Genomic DNA, 16,104 nt, shown 5'->3' with positions numbered 1-16,104 from the left:
GCAGGCAATCATGTGACTGCCAAGATACGTAACCCGCTTGTTTTGATGTCGCCCATGGTAAAACATCTTCAACCAGGATTAAACAAATTCGCCAATAAAAATTAGCTTTGTCAAGATTATTTCTATTGTATTAAACGGCCCTTGATAAAATTCACTTATAGGCCTTTAGATGCAGGCTTTTCGGAAGGTCGACAGGGGTACAGGGCAATGCAAAGCTATTAATAGATAATTGATGCAATCCTCACGTGAGTAATGATTGATATCTGTGTATTTGTTGTTACGAAGGTAACAATCCTGCTGCTTTTGCAATGCTTGGAAATTTATTCATTTCCGTCGCCATACGTGACAACGGGTTGATGCCGTAGTCATCACCAAGATTGTTTGACGCATGCCCTGTGATCCAGTCGCTGACCTCTTTGGGAATACCGACTTCGCGAGCAATGGTTTTGAAGGTATGACGGAATGCGTGAAGGGGATGTCTGCCGGGTCGGTACACGCCACATTGCTGGGTTATGGGGCGCCACGCTTTGGAAACGATGCCAGCAAAACCATCTGAAACCTTTGTCAATTGGGGGAACAGTCTTTGATCCGTGTGGGTACATTTCAAGAGCTCTAGCAACCCCAATGCCACTAGGTCTGAATGAATCGGTACGTTGCGGCGACTGCTATGGTTTTTCACCGATTGGTCAGGTTTGTCGTCGTTGATCCTAAAGTACCAATGCCCGTCGTCATTCCGACGAATGTCGTCAACATACAATTGCGCCGCTTCTTCACGACGCATTCCAGTGTAGGCGGTTAGTAGGGGAATCCAGTACACCGCGTTGCCTGGTCGTCCAGATACATGCTGACAGCGTTTAAATTGTTCACAGCTGAACATCGTGATCAGCTCATTCCATTTGTAGCCCTTGTCATCGTCAAATGACCGCTTGGGTTTGGTTGTACCGATCCGTTTGTGAATGCGTGATGCACTGACCGGGTTTTGAATCAGCCAGCCCGAATCCACGGCAAAAGACAGCACAGACGAAATCCGGGCGAGCAACAGCTTGGTGCTAGACGCTGCCAATGGTCCCGTTCCAGTCGGTGGATTGATTAGTTCAGCTGCGAACGAATGGATGTTTTCGGGCGTGACGGCTGTGATTGACTGGTTGCCAATGTTCGCTATCAGACGATTCACTGCACGGCTGTAATCCACCGAATGACGCGTTATGACGTGTTGAGGTTTGCCCGACATCGGCAGCGAGCTGACATAGCGTCTAAGCACCTCAGAGAGCGTTATAGGCGTATGGCCGATAGTGCGTAACTCGGGTCCAACTAGCGGGGCTGAAATACCGTTTAACGTGTTTCGGGTGTTTTGGAAAAGCTGTTCCGATTCGGCATACGCAGCGAGAAATGCAGCCTTTGCGACCTGCGGGTCTCGTGTATTCAGTGATCGGCGAATTTCGGTTTTGCCGAGGTCATCGCGAAGGTCATCGGGCACCCGTCGGCGTAAATAGTAGATTCCAGAATCAGGATGCCGGAATGGTTGTGCGATCAGTCCCATGTGTACCTGCCTTATGTATCAGTTGCAGGAAAGGGACTGAGATTTCACGTCTAAGGCATGACGCCGATTAGGTACTGACCACAACCGCCGGGCTGCGTTCACGCACCCAGAACAACGTGGCGCCAGCAACGGCAGCAGGCATCATCACCACGTTTACGCCGGGAATCAGCAGCGCCAGGTACACCGAGCCGCCAAAACCCAAACTCTGCCAGCGCTTCTCGCGCAGCCAGGCGAGCATTTCGTTCCAGCCGAGTTTGTTGTTGTCGGCCGGGTAGTCGATGTACTGCACGCACATCATCCAAATGCCGAACAGCACCCACAGCGGTGCAGCGATGATGTTCAGGCCGGGAATGAAGGAGAGGATAAACAGGCCGATGGCACGCGGCAGAAAGTAGCCCAACTTGCGCGCTTCGCGGCCCAGGGTACGCGGCACCATGGCGACCAATTCGCTCCAGCGGAAGGGCGGGAAGTTGTCTTCGCCGCGCACCACTACTTCCACTTTTTCTGAGAGAAAGCCGTTGAACGGCGCGGCGATGATGTTGGCCAGGGTGGTGAAGGTGAAGAACACCATCAGGAGGATCAGCACGAAGAATATGGGCCAAAGAATAAAGCTCAGAAAGCTCAGCCAGCCGTCCGGGTTGGGCATCAACGCATGGAGCCAGCCGTTGAATTGCTGGGTGGCGAAGACGATCAGGCCGACAAATAAAATCAGGTTGATGGCCAGCGGCAGCAACACGAACAGGCGCAGGCCGGGGCTGAGCACCAGCTTCAGGCCTTCGCGAAGGTATTGCGGGCCGGAGAGGACGGGAGCGGGCATGGCGTTTTCCTTGAATAAGACCGGCCGACCTTAGCGCCTTCGCTCAGGGATCGGAAGCGGTTGGCTGTAACGGTGTGTCTGAAGCGGGATAGCGTTCGGCTATGACGCACATAAGTATTCGACATTTCCTAGATAACAATCGGCTCCGTAACCTTGCCGCCATTGCCGTCCGCTAGCGGACACGGTTTACGGGACTGCCCCTCTTCAAAGCCTTCCCCAAGTGCTCGGGTGGTCTCTTTTTATTTCCGGTGATGCCGGAGGAGGCGGTCCATGGCTGTTCGTCACGCTCGGGTGATTATTCTCGGCTCCGGCCCTGCCGGTTATTCGGCGGCGGTGTATGCCGCGCGCGCCAACCTCAAACCGCTGCTGATCACCGGCATGCAGGCCGGCGGCCAACTGACCACGACCACCGAAGTGGATAACTGGCCTGGCGACGTGCATGGCCTGACTGGCCCCGCGCTGATGCAGCGTATGCAGGAACATGCCGAGCGTTTTGAGACCGAGATCGTCTTCGACCATATCAATGCCGTCGACCTGGCCGGCAAGCCGTTCACGCTCACCGGCGACAGCGCCACCTACACCTGCGATGCCTTGATTATCGCCACCGGCGCCAGCGCGCGTTACCTGGGCTTGCCATCCGAGCAGACGTTTATGGGCCAAGGCGTTTCGGCCTGCGCCACCTGCGACGGTTTCTTCTACCGCAACCGCGAAGTGGCGGTAGTCGGCGGTGGCAACACGGCCGTGGAGGAAGCGCTGTACCTGGCCAACATCGCCAGCAAAGTGACGTTGGTGCACCGCCGCGAAACCTTCCGGGCAGAGAAAATTCTGATCGACAAACTGTATGCGCGAGTCGCGGAGGGGAAAATCGAGCTCAAGCTCAATGCTTCGGTAAACGAGGTGCTCGGCGACGACAAAGGCGTAACCGGCGTGCGTTTGCAGCACAACGATGGCGGTACATCAGAGCTGAAAGTGGACGGGGTGTTTATCGCCATCGGCCACACGCCAAACACCGCGTTGTTCGAAGGGCAGTTGGCGTTGAAGGATGGTTATCTGGTGGTTAATGGCGGGCGCGAAGGCAATGCCACGGCGACCAGCATTCCGGGCGTGTTTGCGGCAGGCGATGTGGCTGACCACGTTTATCGCCAGGCCATCACATCCGCCGGTGCGGGTTGCATGGCTGCACTTGATGTAGAGCGCTATCTGGAAGATTAACGGTCTTGAGGCTACAGCCGCGCTGCGTTGCATGGCTGTAGCTCCGAAACCCTCTACTGCGTGATGGCGACGATTATTCTTTGCGCCGATGTCAGGCTTCTTCCGTGCTATTGAGCTCGTTCAACGCTTCTGGATTTTTAAAAGCTTTCGCGAAAACATCTCTGTTCTTCGCCATATAAATCCCGATTTCCTCAACCTGCTGTTCGCTCAGCGACGGCACGGCTTTTTGCAGCACCACGGCCAGTGATTCGGCCAGTTCGAGCATCTTGTCGTAACGATCGGCTTCGGCTTTATCCATGAACAAGCGCTCCGGATCGCGACTGCTGCGGTACACCACTTCGACGGCCATTCATCACCTCACCTTCTAGCAACAATTACTGTGTATTTATACAGGTAGGCGAGCATAAAGGACTCGCGCCTGGTTGAACAGTGGCACCCCGCAATCAGGGTTTGGGCAACGGCGAAAATTCGATAGGCACCCAGGCAAAGCCCGTGCCTCTTTTGCGCACGTGGCCGATGCCGGGGAAGGGCAGGTGCGCGCCGGCGACCAGGAATTTCTCTGCCGAGGCCTCGGCGAAGATGTGTTTGCGCGTGGCGATGGCTTGTTTGGCGTCGCTGTCGAATTCGATGGCCACTTGCGGATGGGCGAATTGAATCGAGTGGCTGTGCACCACATCGCCCCATACCAGCAACTTGTGCCCTTTGGAGGTGAACATGAATCCGCTGTGGCCAGGGGTGTGGCCGTACAGGGCCATGTCTTTCACGCCCGGCACCAGCTCGCTGCCGTCGGTGAACAGCTTCAACTTGCCGGCGGCTTTATAAGGCGCGGCGCTGGCGGCGATCATTTTCAGCCGTGCTTGTTTGTCGGCAGGTGCCTTTGCCAGCAATTCCGGGTTCAGCCAATAGTCGGCTTCGGCTTTGTTGAGCATCAGCGTGGCGTTGGGAAACGCGCGTTCGCCCTTGGCGTCGAGCACGCCGCAGGCATGGTCGGGGTGCAGGTGGGTGAGTAGCAGGGTGTCGACTTGTTCCAGCGTATAGCCGGCCGCTTCGATGTCGCGTTGGACGTTGCCGAGGTTGTCGGTCAGGCACTTGCCGGCGCCGCTGTCGACCAGCACCAGGTGCTCGCCGGTGTTGATCAGGAACGCGTTCACGGCGGTTTGCACGCCGTTGGTGGCGTCGAGGAACTGCCGCGCTTGCGCGCTCTGGATGGTGTCGGCGCTGGCGCCCTTGAGCAGTTTGTTGTTGATCAGGTTGAAGCCGTCGTACAGCGCGGTAACTTCAAAATCGCCCAGGGCCAGGCGGTAATAGCCGGGCACTTGGGTGTTTTGTTTGGCCACTGGGGCGGCAATGGCGAGGCCGGGGTGCACGAGGCTGAACGCGCACATCAACACCAGCACAATCAGCAGCAGCGCCTGGTGCGTGCAGCACACTGGATTTTTCATCTTCAAGCTCCCTTGCGAAGTGGTCTCAACCACCATAGACGGACGTGGGCCGGACGCAGGTTATCGCTGGGAAATAACCGCCGTGTCCAGCCCCCTGCGCTGTCACAGACTGTTTCAATGCGCTCGCCATGGCCTTTAACGTGCATATGAGCTTGTCATCTGCTGGCCATACCCTTGGCTGCACAGTTCCTCAAGGAAGCGCGTGTTGAAAATCAAATGGGCGGAACACCTCAAACAGTCCATGCATGGTCTGGCCGAGTCGCTGGGCGATTTGCTGGTGGAGAGTTTTCACTACCTGGCGCTGTTCGGCATCGGTGGCATAACGGCGTGGGCGGCGGTCACGGCGTTTTTGCAGATGATCGAAAAAGGCCACATCACGGTCGACGACATTCTGCTGTTGTTCATTTACTTGGAGCTGGGTGCCATGGTCGGCATCTACTTCAAGACCAACCACATGCCGGTGCGCTTTCTGATTTACGTGGCGATTACGGCGCTCACGCGGTTGCTGATTTCCGATGTGTCACATCATCAGAGACCGGATATGGGCGTGGTGTATGTGTCGGGCGCGATCTTGCTGCTGGCCCTGGCGGTGTTGGTGGTGCGCTATGCGTCGTCGAACTTTCCGTCGGTGACGGCGAAGGGGGAAAGCAGAAGCGCCTCGTCCTCACGTTCGACTGAAGCCGAAGCCGCGGACACCGACTAGGCGCTGTGCTCTAACAGGCAGGTTGAGAAATACCGGCGTTAAACCGCAGCGTGTTCGAGCTCGATGCGTTGTTGCAGCGAGCGGATCACGTTGCGCAGGCGCTTCTCGTCGTTACGTTGGTCCGGGCTGATCAGACGCTTGGCTACCACGGTCTGGTCTTCGGACAAGGTCAACATGATGCTGCCATCGAGCCGCTCGATGCTCAGGTTGACGCGGTATTGCGGGTGGAACGCTTCGGTCAGTAACTGAAAGGGATTGTGCATGGTCCATTACCTGTTTGCTAAATAGGGCTGAATAAAACTTGGCAGGGGCAGGTAGTTAAAACAGCCTGGTTTGCACACCAGTTAGGCAAGTCTTGTTATTCAAGTCTTGGTTGTTGACCGGTCACGCTCGTACAAAGTTCTAGTCTTCGGACAAGATGTTTTTAGCGCGCCGTGTTTCAGCGTAGACGGCCTTCGGCAAAGCTCAAACTTTCCCTTCGCAATTATTTTAATAGCACTTACTGGCCCAGTAGTGGCACCGGATGCTGACTGCCCGGTTAAGGGGCAAGTGGTTGTTTGCGGTGCACTTTTCGCTTAAACGGCCGTGTGAATTCGGGGGTGGAAAACGGCCTTCGTCGTGCGCGGAACTGCCAAGTCGAATAAATAACGACCTAAAGCCTTTCATTCCCGACCGCCTGTCGCGTTGCTGGCGAAGTTGGCCCCCGACTTGCGAAGGGGTTAAGCAAGTAATGAACAAACCGAGGTATGAGGCCATGGTTAATCCCTTTAAATACGTCAGCGACTCTTTTAAGGATGAGTTCCTGGTGCGTTTCAGCATTGGCGGCCCGGATGGCAGCGCAATGCTTTCGCTCTCCAACGATCAAGGTCGCGTGGCGCAGCGGATGTTGAGCAGCGATCAGTTGGCCGATATCGAAAAACTGGAGCAAGTCATCACCAGCATCCGCTTTGGTCTGGCCATCGATCAGGGGCGCGGGTTGTCGTGCCTCGGCAAGTTGAGCCCGGCGGCGAACGAAACCTTGGTCTGAGCCGTGACGTGCGTGACACTGTGTCTTAATTGAAATATATTCGCATTTAAGAACGTGTCGCTCATTCAGGTGCTGCTGTGCCGGCTCACTCCGCCTTTTCCTCTTTTCTGACCGCGCTCTACCACGACCATCATCGATGGCTGAACGGCTGGCTGCGTCAACGTACGGATTGCCCGCACAACGCCGCGGACCTGGCGCAAGACACCTTCGTGCGTGTGCTGCTGCAACGCGAAAGCAAACAGCTGCGTGAGCCGCGCGCCTTTCTCGCCACCATCGCCCGTGGCTTGCTGGTGGATCATTACCGCCGCGCCAGTCTGGAACGCGCGTATCTCGACGCACTCGCCGTGCTGCCAGAGCCAGAAGTGCCCTCGCCGGAATCACGCGCGCTTGTACTCGAAACCCTGATTGAAATCGACCGCCTGCTCGACGGGCTGAAACCGCGCGTGCGCGAAGCCTTTCTGCTGTCGCAGCTCGATGGCCTGACCTACCCGCAGATCGCCGAGCGCATGGGCCTGTCGCTCAGCTCCATTCAGCAATACATGACGCTCGCGTTCAGCCACTGCTACAAGGCGCTGTATTCATGAGCGCGCCGCTGAACATGGCCGTGGTGGAACAGGCCATTGCCTGGCGCGTGCGCTTGGCCTCGGGCGCGTGCGCGGCCGATGAACTCAGCGCCTGCCAGCATTGGCGTGCGCAACACCCGGACAACGAATTGGCCTGGCAGCGCTTGGACGCTTTGAGCGGACGCTTCGCGGCCGTGGGCCCAGGTGTCGGCCGCGCCACCTTGGACGGCGCCCGTCACGACCCGCAGCGGCGCCGTGCCCTTAAAGCGCTGGCGGTTCTTGTTGCAGCCGGCGGCGCCGGGGTGATCGCACAGCGCAACGATGCCATCCAGCCGTGGCTGGCCGACGTGCGCACCGGTATCGGCGAGCGGCGCAAGGTTGTTCTGCCCGACGGCGGCCGCCTGCACCTGAACGCCGGCACTGCGGTGGACATCCAGTACACCAGCGAGCAGCGGCTGATCCGTCTGTACCAGGGCGAAATCTTTGTCGAAACCGCCGCCGACCCGCAGCGCCGCCTGTTTTGGGTGAATACCGCCCAAGGCCGTTTGCGTGCGCTGGGTACGCGCTTTCTGCTGCGTGAACGTGGCGAGCTGTGCGAGGTGGCGGTGTACGAGGGCTCGGTAGAGGTGCATCCCGGCGATGGCAGCAACGCCAGCGTCATCAATCAAGGCTGGCAAACGCGCTTCAGCAGTCACGCGGTGCAAACGCCGCTAGCGGTAGAAAGCGAGCGCAGCAGCTGGATGGACGGCGTGCTGGTGGCGCGGCACATGCGCCTGGCCGATTTCACCGCCGAGTTCAGCCGTCAGCGCCGTGGCCTGTTGCGCTGCGATCCGGCTGTGGCCGAGCTGCGTATTTCCGGTGTGTTCCCCCTGGATGACAGCGAGCGTGCACTGCAAGCCGTGGCGCGAACCCTGCCGGTTCAGGTGCTGTATCGCACCCGTTGGTGGGTGACGTTGGCGGCCGTTTAGAACCGTTCATGTACACACCTTGTTAAAGACAGAGTGCCATTCGGACACGCGTCGATTGCAATTTCTTCGCCGATGTAAATAATTCCCAAAAAGTTTTGCAGGTTTTTCGGAGTTGCTCGGCCTCCCTTCCGCTAACCACTTTTTCTAGCCGAAGGATTCGTTCATGGCCGTTCTTTGCACTCCGCATCTCCTGGCTCGCGCGGTGCGCGTGGCACTGCTTAGCGTCAGCCTGCCTCTGGCAGCGCTGCCAATGGTCGTCAGCGCTGCGCCCGCCAACCAGAATTACCAGATTCCGGCGGGTTCGCTGGACAACGCCTTGAACGCGTTCGCCCGGCGTGCCGGTGTGCTGCTCAGCTTTGACCCGCAATTAACCGCCGGGCGCAGCAGCGCTGGGCTGAACGGCCAGTTTCCGGTGCAGCAAGGGTTCGCCCAATTGCTCGCTGGCTCAGGCTTGCGAGCGGTGCAGGCCAGCGATGGCAGTTTTCGTATTGAACAGGCGCCGGCCCTAAAGGAGGGACAGGTGGAATTGGGTGACGTCAACATCAACAGCAGCAGCCAGGTCGACTCTCCCGTCGGCCCGGTGGGCGGTTATGTGGCCAAACGCACCCGAGTCGGCACCAAAACCGACGCCTCGATTCTGGAAACCCCACAGTCCATTTCCGTGGTCAGCCGCGAACAAATGGAAGCCCGTGGCGTAACCACCGTTGAACAAGCGTTGCGCTATACCCCAAGCGTCAGCGTGCCGTACGGCTACGACCCGCGTTACGACTGGATGAGCCTGCGCGGCTTCGACTCGAAAAGCTCCACCTTCGTCAACGGCCTGCCATTGTCGCGCGGCACCTACGGCATGATGCGCCCCGACACCTATTTGCTGGAGCGCGTTGAAGTGCTGCGCGGCCCGGCCTCGGTGCTATACGGCCAAAGCGAGCCGGGTGGGGTGATCAACCTGGTGAGCAAACGCGCCCCCGATACGCCGTTGCACCAGGTCAGCGTTCGCGCCGGCAGTGATGAGCTGGGCGAACTCGCCGCCGACTTCGGTGGCCCGCTGGACGACCAAGGCACGTTGGCCTATCGCGTGACCATGCTCGGCAACGACATGAACGGCCAGGTCGACAAAACCGACAACAAGCGCCAAGCCTTCGCTCCGACCCTGACCTGGAAGCCGAACGACGACACCGAGCTGACGCTGCTGGCCACCTATCAAAAAGACGACGGCAACTTCGCCTTCAGCCGCGCCTTCGCCCCGGAGCTGATGCAAGCCTTCCGCCTGAAAGACAACCGCGACCCCGATTTTTACGAAGGCGACCCGAACTTCAATAAGTTCGAACGCACCCATGCCTCGCTCGGCTACGAGCTGTCGCACCGCCTCAACGACGTGTGGTCGCTGCGCCAGAACGTGCGCTACGAAAACATGAATTACGACTACCGCTACCTGAACAACATCGGCGTGCGCTTCGACGGCCGCACCCTGACCCGCAGCGCGAACGTGAAAGACGAGCAGTTCAGCGCCTGGTCGATGGACAACCAGGCCGAAGCGAATTTCGACACCGGCCCGGTGAGCCACGACCTGTTGCTGGGCGTGGACTGGCGCCGGCTCGACAACCACGAAATCAGCCGCCTGGGCACTGGCCCGACGCTGGACCTGTACAACCCGCAATACGGCCTCGACGTGCCGCTGCCGGCCAAAGATTCCGACAACGACATCATGCGTCGGCAGACCGGCTTTTACGCCCAGGACCAGATCAAGTTCGACGAACACTGGAATCTGCTGCTTGGCGGGCGTTACGACATCGCCAAAGGCGACACCACCAGCAACCTCAACGGCAGCCGCGTGAGCCGCGATGACGAAGCCTTCACCGGCCGCGTCGGCCTGGTGTATGTCGCTGACAACGGCTTGGCGCCTTACGTCAGCTACAGCGAGTCGTTCAACCCGACCACCGCCACGGATCCTGTAACCAACCAGCCGTTCGAGCCGGAAACCGGCAAGCAATACGAAGCGGGCATCAAGTTCCAGCCCGAAGGGCAGCGCAGCTTTGTGAGCCTGGCGTTTTTCGATATCACCAAGCAAAACGTGGTCAGCACCAACCCCAACAACATCACCGAAGTGCGTCAGGTGGGCGAGGTGCGCAGCAAAGGGTTTGAGATCGAAGCGCTGGCCAGTTTGGCCGAAGGCCTGGACCTGACCGCCAACTACAGCCGCACCGACGCCCGCGTGCAAAAGAGTGTTAACGCCTGGGAAGAAGACACGCGCATGCCGTATGTGCCGCGTGAATCGGCCGGCGCCTGGCTGGATTACACCCAACCGAGCGGCCCGCTGGCCGGCCTTGGCGCAGGCTTTGGTGCGCGCTACACCGGCGAAACCTCGTACACCGGCCGCAACGCCCTGTATGGCTTGTACGGCCCGCGCATCATCAACGTGGAAACCGGCGGCTACACCCTGTTCGACGCCAGCCTGCACTACAAAATCGACGGCCTGAAACTGGCAGTGAATGCCAGCAACCTGGACGACAAGGAATATTACAGTTCGTGCACCGAGCAAGCCTGCTACTACGGCTACGGGCGCACAGTGACCGCGAGCGCGACCTATGACTGGTAACGCTTGGCTATGAAGGAGTCCCGTGAGTAACGCTATTTCGAGCAAAAGCGCCGCCGGCAACTGGAGAACGTCTCCGGTGCTGGCGACCACGTCGCGCATCATCGCGGCCATCTTCGCCGGCTATGGCCTGGCTTACGCCAGCACCATGTTCCTGACGGTGTACCTGCCGCTGGTGCGCAGCGACCGGGTGGTGTTCGCCAGCCTGGCGAGTTTTATCGTCTACGCGGCGGCCATTATTTACACCTTCGCCGCCCGGTCCGCCTCGCGGGCCTGGTTGGTGTTGGTGGGGCTGAGCGTGGTATTGGCGGCAGCGGCGTTGGTCGCGGGTGATTTCGGAGCACGGCGATGAGTTCGGCAGAGAGCACGGTAAAAAACAAAAGTTTGCGTCAGGCCATGGCCGGGCTGCACACCTGGGGCGGGTTGCTGCCGTCCTGGTTGCTGTTCGTCATCTTGTTCGGCGGCAGCATTGCCTGCTTCGACAAAGAGCTGGAAGTGTGGATGCGCCCGACCCTGCACCCGGTTGGCGAAACCTCGCTGACGCTGGATCAGGTCAGCGCCTGGGTGCAGAAACAGGCACCGAAACCGCCGCACGCCATCTGGATGCGTCCGCCCGACGAGCGCCAACCTTACTGGTACGCCGGCTACGAGCCGCAAAACGAGCTGGAGCCGTTTGTTAGCTTCACCCTCGATCCGCAAACTGGCGAGGTGCTGCCGAAAACCCTCGGCGGTAACTTCTGGTTCACCCTGCATTACAACCTGTTTGGCGGCATGCTCGGCATGTACATCGTCGCCATTGCCGGCATGTTCATGCTGGTGGCGCTGGTCAGCGGCATCATCATTCACCGGCGCATTTTCAAAGATTTCTTCACCCTGCGTCCCGACGCCAACGGCCAGCGCGCCTGGCTCGACGCACACAACCTGTTCGGCGTGGTCGGCCTGCCGTTCCACCTGCTGATCGCCTACACCGGCCTGGCGATTTTCGTCACCTTCTATATGCCCGCAGGCTTGAAGGTGGGCTACAAGGGCGACATCGAAAAGATGTTCTCCGAAGTGCAAGGCCAGTTCGGCCGTGAAGAACTCAAACGTAAAACCGACCACGCTGCCTCCATCGACAAGCTGGTGCTGGACGCCAAACGGCGCTGGGCCGCGAGCGGCGAAGGCGGCACCGAAACCGGTTGGATCAGCGTGCACCACCCGGGCGACAAAGCCGCTGTGGTCGACATTCGCCGCTACGACCGCTCTCGCGTGGTCGACTTCCAATGGATCATGTCGTACGACGCCACTACAGGCGCCTTCCTCCACGAACAGAAACCCTACAAACCCGGCTACACCGCGTACGCCTGGCTGACCAACGTGCACATGGCGCAGTTTGGTGGCGCCATCGTGCGCTGGCTGTACCTCGGGTTGGGCCTGATGGGCTGCGCCATGGTGGCCGGCGGCTTACAGGTGTGGCTGCGCAAGCGCGAAGCCAAAGGCGGCTGGGGCGTGGGGTTTGTGCGCGCCATGAACGGCGCGGTGCTCGGCGGCTTGCCGATTGCCAGCCTCGGTCTGCTGTACGGCAACCGGCTGATTCCGAACACCGTCAACCTGCGCGACCACTGGGAGGCATACACCTTTATTGGCGTGTGGGTCGCCGTCGCGCTCTGGGCCATCGCTCGCCGCAACAGTGGCCGGGTAGGGCGAGATCTATTCTCCGTCGCTGCCGTGTTGGCGTTGGGGCTGCCGGCGCTGGACGTACTCACCGGCCAACCGGGCGCCCTGAGCGCCGCCATAGCGCGCGGTGACTGGCGCGTGCCGGGCATCGACCTGGCGATTTTTGCCGTCGGCCTGCTGTGCGCGAAATTGGCCTGGTGGCCGCGCGTGGCCAAAGAAGCGCCGGTGAAGGTCCGCGCGAAACGGGAACGCCGTGAGCTGGCAGAGGAGAGCGTCTGATGTTGTTTCTTGCTTTCGGCCTTAACTATCTGGGCATGACAGCCCTGTGCCTGGCCATGTCGCGCCACCATAAAGCGCTGCTCAACAGCGCACCGTCCAACGCCCGCACCTACGGTTTGCGCGCGGTCGGCGCGTTGTTGCTGGCGCTGGGCATGGCCTTGAACATCATCGAGCTGACTGCCGACATGGGCATCATCACCGGGCTGTTGCAGCTGATGCTCGCCGGGCTGAGCGTCGGCTTGCTGATGGCGTGGCGCAGCGGCTGGGTGCTGCCGCTGAGTGGGATTTTGCCGCTGAGTGGGTTGATCGCGTTGTTGGCATGAGTAGCGGCTTTAAACCAACCCACCGTCATCCTCGCGAACGCGGGGATCCAGGCTTTGCCGGCCACTGAATATACCTGCAGCACTCTGGATTCCCGCCTGCGCGGGAATGACAGTTTTTTTGTTCGGTTACGCTTTCAACGCCGCCCGATATTCCCCAGGCGTTGCCCCCAAGGCACTGCGAAACCTATTACTGAAATGACTGGCACTGGCAAACCCACACGCCAGCGCCACATCCCCCAGCGGCAGAGCAGTGTCTTTCAACAAATGCTGAGCCCGCACCAGACGCCGCGCCAGTAGATACCGGTGCGGCGGCACGCCAAAGCTTTCCCGGAACATGCGCGCAAAGTGGTATTCCGACAGCGCCGCCAGCGTGGCCAGTTGGCCCAGACTAATGGGTTCGCTCAGGTGCGCTTCGATGTACTCGCCCAGCACGCGGCGCAACGCCGGCGCCAGTCCGCCCTTAAGCCGCAGGTTTTGCCGCTGGCCCACCTGGTTGAGTAGGGCATGGCTGATCATTTCGTGCGCCAGGCTGCTGGTCAGCAAACGCTCGCCGGGCTCATTCCAGTTCAGCGACGTGAGTTGGTGGAAGCGTTGGGCTTGCAGCGGGTCGTCGACAAAGGTGCCTTCGCGCAATTCCACTTCCCGTGGCTCGCGGTCCAGCAGGCTGATGGCGCTCAGGGCGAAGCGTTCGGGGCTGATATATAGGTGCGCCAGGCGGATGTCGCCGTTTATGACCCAGGAAGAATCGTGGCCCACCGGCATGATGCACAACTTGCCCGGCGCGCCTTTTTCGCCCGGTTTTTCGCGGCGAAACGTGCCGGTGCCGCCAGCCAGATAACACGACAAGGTGTGATGACTCGGCCCCTCGTACTCGCGCGCGTCGTGGTGGTTGCTCCACATGGCGGCGCTCAAGCCGTCGCCCAATTCGGCGCAATGCTCCAGCTGCGCATTGGGCGAGCTGTTGAGCGCTTGGAACACCTGAATGTGAGAAAGCTGCGACATGGCACGGGGCGCTGACGGGGGGCGATGACGGCTATGGTAACGCCGACGCACGTGGCTGCCAGCCGCCGCCGGTAAATAAGCGCAAGTTTGTGCAAGCGGGCGCGAGGTGAGCTGAGCAGACTGCCGGCATCGCTCAGGAGCACTGCCATGAACCTCTCGTTGTACCTGCTTACCGTGCTGATCTGGGGCACCACCTGGATCGCCATCAAGCTGCAAGTCGGCAGCGTTGCCATCCCGCTGTCCATCGCCTATCGCTTCGGCCTGGCGGCGCTGGTGCTGTTTGCCGTGTTGCTGCTCAGCCGCCGCCTGCAACCGCTTAACCGCCGCGCGCAATGGCTGTGTCTGGCCCAGGGGTTGTGCCTGTTCTGCGTGAACTTCATGTGCTTTTACACCGCCAGTCAGTGGATTCCGAGCGGGCTGATCGCCGTGGTGTTTTCCACCGCCACGCTGTGGAACGCCATTAACGCGCGGGTGTTTTTCGGCCAGCGCATCGCCCTCAACGTAATGACCGGCGGGGCTCTTGGCCTGGCCGGGTTGGCGTTGTTGTTCTGGCCGGAAATGGCCGGCCATGAAGCCAGCCGCGAAACCCTGATCGGCCTGGCATTGGCGCTGTTCGGCACGCTGTGTTTTTCCGCCGGCAACATGCTCTCCAGCCTGCAACAAAAAGCCGGCTTCAAACCGCTGACCACCAACGCCTGGGGCATGCTCTACGGCGCGCTGATTCTGAGCGGCTATTGCCTTGTAACCGGCACGCCGCTGAGTTTTGACGCGAGCGCGCAGTACGTGTGGTCGCTGCTGTACCTGGCGATTCCGGGTTCGGTGATTGGCTTCACCGCGTACCTGACCCTGGTCGGGCGCATGGGGCCGGACCGGGCGGCGTACTGCACGGTGCTGTTTCCGGTGGTGGCGCTGAACATCTCGGCGTTTGTTGAGGGTTACCAATGGAGCGCACCGGCATTGATGGGGCTGGTGTTGGTGATGGTGGGGAATGTGTTGGTGTTCAGGAAGGCGAAGCCGGTTGTGGGGGTGGCGTTGGCGCGGTGACCGAGGTTTGGTCCGGCCCTCACCCCTAGCCCCTCTCCCGCCAGCGAGAGAGGGGAACTGAACGGCGTTCGACGCTTGATCTTCGGTCGGCTCCCTATCCCGCTAGGCCGACCGGGCAGGCGAGAGGGGCCGTTGATCTTGATCGACCGGCCATTGACCCAATTCTGACCCACGGGTTTAATTCCCGCTCTTCCAACGGAGCACGCCCCGTGTTAACCCATCTCGACTCCCAAGGCCGCGCCAATATGGTCGATGTCACCGACAAAGCGGTGACCTTCCGTGAAGCCGTGGCCGAAGCTTACGTGCGCATGCAGCCGCAGACGCTGCAATTGATTCAATCCGGCGGCCACCCCAAGGGCGACGTGTTTGCCGTCGCGCGCATTGCCGGTATTCAAGCGGCGAAAAAAACCAGCGACCTCATTCCCCTGTGCCATCCGCTGATGCTCACCGGCGTCAAAGTCGAGCTCAACGCCGAGGGCGAAGACCGCGTGCATATTCAGGCGCGGTGCAAATTGTCCGGCCAGACCGGCGTGGAAATGGAAGCCCTGACCGCCGCCAGCGTTGCCGCGCTGACGCTGTATGACATGTGCAAGGCCGTGGATCGCGGCATGGTGATCGAGTCGGTGCGCCTGCTGGAAAAACTCGGCGGCAAGAGCGGCCATTTCAAGGCCGACGAGGTGCAGTGATGATCCGCGTGCAGTATTTCGCCCGTTACCGCGAGGCCGTCGGCATCGACGCCGAGCAAATAAACGACACCAGCGCATTCGCTACCCTCGACGCCCTGCGCCTGCACCTGCTGGCCCGTGGCGGCGTATGGCAGGTGCTCGGCGAGCAGAACCTGATGTGCGCCCGCAACCAGGAACTGTGCAGCCTCGACGAGCCCCTGGCAGACGGCGATGAAGTGGCGTTTTTCCCCACCGTGACCGGAGGCTGAC

The 16,104-nt window shown here is 60.0% G+C and carries 17 protein-coding genes and 1 pseudogene; 12 read left to right on the top strand and 6 right to left on the bottom strand.

Annotation, left to right across the window (positions count from 1 at the left end; translation table 11 throughout):
- Nucleotides 1-277: 277 nt before the first annotated feature.
- On the bottom strand, nt 278-1,540 hold the full coding sequence (locus ACZZZU_RS09325; RefSeq protein ID WP_463550423.1) for a DUF6538 domain-containing protein: 1,263 nt from the start codon (nt 1,538-1,540) through the stop codon (nt 278-280).
- Nucleotides 1,541-1,607: 67 nt separating this feature from the next.
- Nucleotides 1,608-2,357 (bottom strand): sulfate transporter CysZ, encoded by a 750-nt coding sequence (gene cysZ / locus ACZZZU_RS09320; protein ID WP_463550422.1) that lies wholly within the window; start codon nt 2,355-2,357, stop codon nt 1,608-1,610.
- Between the two features lie 270 nt (nt 2,358-2,627).
- Between cysZ and trxB the strand changes: the two genes are divergently transcribed.
- Nucleotides 2,628-3,569: a thioredoxin-disulfide reductase gene (gene trxB, locus ACZZZU_RS09315; RefSeq protein WP_122494183.1), complete on the top strand. Its 942-nt coding sequence runs from the start codon at nt 2,628-2,630 to the stop codon at nt 3,567-3,569.
- Nucleotides 3,570-3,660: 91 nt separating this feature from the next.
- On the opposite strand, the gene ACZZZU_RS09310 is transcribed toward trxB, so the two are convergent.
- Both ACZZZU_RS09310 and ACZZZU_RS09305 read right to left on the bottom strand, forming a co-directional pair.
- A complete protein-coding gene (locus tag ACZZZU_RS09310; RefSeq protein WP_122452509.1) occupies nt 3,661-3,918 on the bottom strand; it encodes a YebG family protein in 258 nt (85 codons plus the stop codon).
- A gap of 94 nt (nt 3,919-4,012) precedes the next feature.
- Nucleotides 4,013-4,954 (bottom strand): MBL fold metallo-hydrolase, encoded by a 942-nt coding sequence (locus ACZZZU_RS09305; RefSeq protein ID WP_206000612.1) that lies wholly within the window; start codon nt 4,952-4,954, stop codon nt 4,013-4,015.
- A 262-nt stretch (nt 4,955-5,216) separates the two neighbouring features.
- On the opposite strand from ACZZZU_RS09305, the gene ACZZZU_RS09300 reads away from it, so the two are divergent.
- Nucleotides 5,217-5,714 carry a phosphate-starvation-inducible PsiE family protein gene (locus ACZZZU_RS09300; protein WP_122494179.1) on the top strand — a complete coding sequence of 166 codons (498 nt, stop codon included), beginning with the start codon at nt 5,217-5,219 and terminating at the stop codon, nt 5,712-5,714.
- A 41-nt stretch (nt 5,715-5,755) separates the two neighbouring features.
- Here the strand turns inward: ACZZZU_RS09300 and ACZZZU_RS09295 are convergent.
- Nucleotides 5,756-5,977 (bottom strand): annotated as a pseudogene (locus ACZZZU_RS09295) (DUF3509 domain-containing protein); the annotation flags it as partial.
- 491 nt (nt 5,978-6,468) lie between these two features.
- Between ACZZZU_RS09295 and ACZZZU_RS09290 the strand changes: the two are divergent.
- From ACZZZU_RS09290 to ACZZZU_RS09260, 7 genes are all read left to right on the top strand, one after another.
- Nucleotides 6,469-6,741, top strand: coding sequence for a DUF3509 domain-containing protein (locus ACZZZU_RS09290; RefSeq protein WP_163016616.1), 273 nt, complete (start codon nt 6,469-6,471; stop codon nt 6,739-6,741).
- 77 nt (nt 6,742-6,818) lie between these two features.
- On the top strand, nt 6,819-7,325 hold the full coding sequence (locus tag ACZZZU_RS09285; protein WP_463550421.1) for a sigma-70 family RNA polymerase sigma factor: 507 nt from the start codon (nt 6,819-6,821) through the stop codon (nt 7,323-7,325).
- Nucleotides 7,322-8,272, top strand: coding sequence for a FecR domain-containing protein (locus ACZZZU_RS09280; RefSeq protein ID WP_463550420.1), 951 nt, complete (start codon nt 7,322-7,324; stop codon nt 8,270-8,272). The genes ACZZZU_RS09285 and ACZZZU_RS09280 overlap by 4 nt, the downstream gene beginning before the upstream one ends.
- A 163-nt stretch (nt 8,273-8,435) precedes the next feature.
- Complete coding sequence (locus tag ACZZZU_RS09275) at nt 8,436-10,868, top strand: TonB-dependent siderophore receptor (RefSeq protein WP_463550419.1); 2,433 nt, start codon at nt 8,436-8,438, stop codon at nt 10,866-10,868.
- A gap of 76 nt (nt 10,869-10,944) precedes the next feature.
- Nucleotides 10,945-11,217, top strand: a complete 273-nt coding sequence (locus tag ACZZZU_RS09270) for a DUF3649 domain-containing protein (protein WP_463552124.1) — start codon at nt 10,945-10,947, stop codon at nt 11,215-11,217.
- Complete coding sequence (locus ACZZZU_RS09265; protein WP_463550418.1) at nt 11,214-12,800, top strand: PepSY-associated TM helix domain-containing protein; 1,587 nt, start codon at nt 11,214-11,216, stop codon at nt 12,798-12,800. The genes ACZZZU_RS09270 and ACZZZU_RS09265 overlap by 4 nt, the downstream gene beginning before the upstream one ends.
- Nucleotides 12,800-13,123, top strand: a complete 324-nt coding sequence (locus tag ACZZZU_RS09260) for a DUF3325 domain-containing protein (RefSeq protein WP_463383666.1) — start codon at nt 12,800-12,802, stop codon at nt 13,121-13,123. Before ACZZZU_RS09265 ends, ACZZZU_RS09260 begins: the two co-directional genes overlap by 1 nt.
- 126 nt (nt 13,124-13,249) lie before the next feature.
- Here ACZZZU_RS09260 and ACZZZU_RS09255 read toward each other — a convergent pair whose 3' ends face one another.
- Nucleotides 13,250-14,125 (bottom strand): helix-turn-helix domain-containing protein, encoded by an 876-nt coding sequence (locus ACZZZU_RS09255; RefSeq protein ID WP_463550417.1) that lies wholly within the window; start codon nt 14,123-14,125, stop codon nt 13,250-13,252.
- Between the two features lie 147 nt (nt 14,126-14,272).
- Between ACZZZU_RS09255 and ACZZZU_RS09250 the strand changes: the two genes are divergently transcribed.
- From ACZZZU_RS09250 to ACZZZU_RS09240, 3 genes are all read left to right on the top strand, one after another.
- Complete coding sequence (locus ACZZZU_RS09250) at nt 14,273-15,169, top strand: DMT family transporter (protein WP_463550416.1); 897 nt, start codon at nt 14,273-14,275, stop codon at nt 15,167-15,169.
- 209 nt (nt 15,170-15,378) lie between these two features.
- Nucleotides 15,379-15,855 (top strand): cyclic pyranopterin monophosphate synthase MoaC, encoded by a 477-nt coding sequence (gene moaC, locus ACZZZU_RS09245; RefSeq protein ID WP_122452520.1) that lies wholly within the window; start codon nt 15,379-15,381, stop codon nt 15,853-15,855.
- On the top strand, nt 15,855-16,103 hold the full coding sequence (locus ACZZZU_RS09240; RefSeq protein WP_122494163.1) for a MoaD/ThiS family protein: 249 nt from the start codon (nt 15,855-15,857) through the stop codon (nt 16,101-16,103). The genes moaC and ACZZZU_RS09240 overlap by 1 nt, the downstream gene beginning before the upstream one ends.
- Nucleotide 16,104: the final 1 nt, after the last annotated feature.

This window comes from Pseudomonas sp. AC136, from assembly GCF_979258585.1.
The sequence above is the reverse complement of the archived record's forward strand: the minus strand, read 5'-3'. Positions and strand labels throughout refer to the sequence as shown.

What these genes read in the sequence shown, in the direction of transcription:
- ACZZZU_RS09325 (WP_463550423.1), bottom strand. Translation starts at nt 1,540, where the DNA reads ATGGGACTGATCGCACAACCATTCCGGCATCCTGATTCTGGAATCTAC.
- cysZ (WP_463550422.1), bottom strand. Translation starts at nt 2,357, where the DNA reads ATGCCCGCTCCCGTCCTCTCCGGCCCGCAATACCTTCGCGAAGGCCTG.
- trxB (WP_122494183.1), top strand. Translation starts at nt 2,628, where the DNA reads ATGGCTGTTCGTCACGCTCGGGTGATTATTCTCGGCTCCGGCCCTGCC.
- ACZZZU_RS09310 (WP_122452509.1), bottom strand. Translation starts at nt 3,918, where the DNA reads ATGGCCGTCGAAGTGGTGTACCGCAGCAGTCGCGATCCGGAGCGCTTG.
- ACZZZU_RS09305 (WP_206000612.1), bottom strand. Translation starts at nt 4,954, where the DNA reads ATGTGCGCGTTCAGCCTCGTGCACCCCGGCCTCGCCATTGCCGCCCCA.
- ACZZZU_RS09290 (WP_163016616.1), top strand. Translation starts at nt 6,469, where the DNA reads ATGGTTAATCCCTTTAAATACGTCAGCGACTCTTTTAAGGATGAGTTC.
- ACZZZU_RS09280 (WP_463550420.1), top strand. Translation starts at nt 7,322, where the DNA reads ATGAGCGCGCCGCTGAACATGGCCGTGGTGGAACAGGCCATTGCCTGG.
- ACZZZU_RS09275 (WP_463550419.1), top strand. Translation starts at nt 8,436, where the DNA reads ATGGCCGTTCTTTGCACTCCGCATCTCCTGGCTCGCGCGGTGCGCGTG.
- ACZZZU_RS09265 (WP_463550418.1), top strand. Translation starts at nt 11,214, where the DNA reads ATGAGTTCGGCAGAGAGCACGGTAAAAAACAAAAGTTTGCGTCAGGCC.
- ACZZZU_RS09260 (WP_463383666.1), top strand. Translation starts at nt 12,800, where the DNA reads ATGTTGTTTCTTGCTTTCGGCCTTAACTATCTGGGCATGACAGCCCTG.
- ACZZZU_RS09255 (WP_463550417.1), bottom strand. Translation starts at nt 14,125, where the DNA reads ATGTCGCAGCTTTCTCACATTCAGGTGTTCCAAGCGCTCAACAGCTCG.
- ACZZZU_RS09250 (WP_463550416.1), top strand. Translation starts at nt 14,273, where the DNA reads ATGAACCTCTCGTTGTACCTGCTTACCGTGCTGATCTGGGGCACCACC.
- ACZZZU_RS09240 (WP_122494163.1), top strand. Translation starts at nt 15,855, where the DNA reads ATGATCCGCGTGCAGTATTTCGCCCGTTACCGCGAGGCCGTCGGCATC.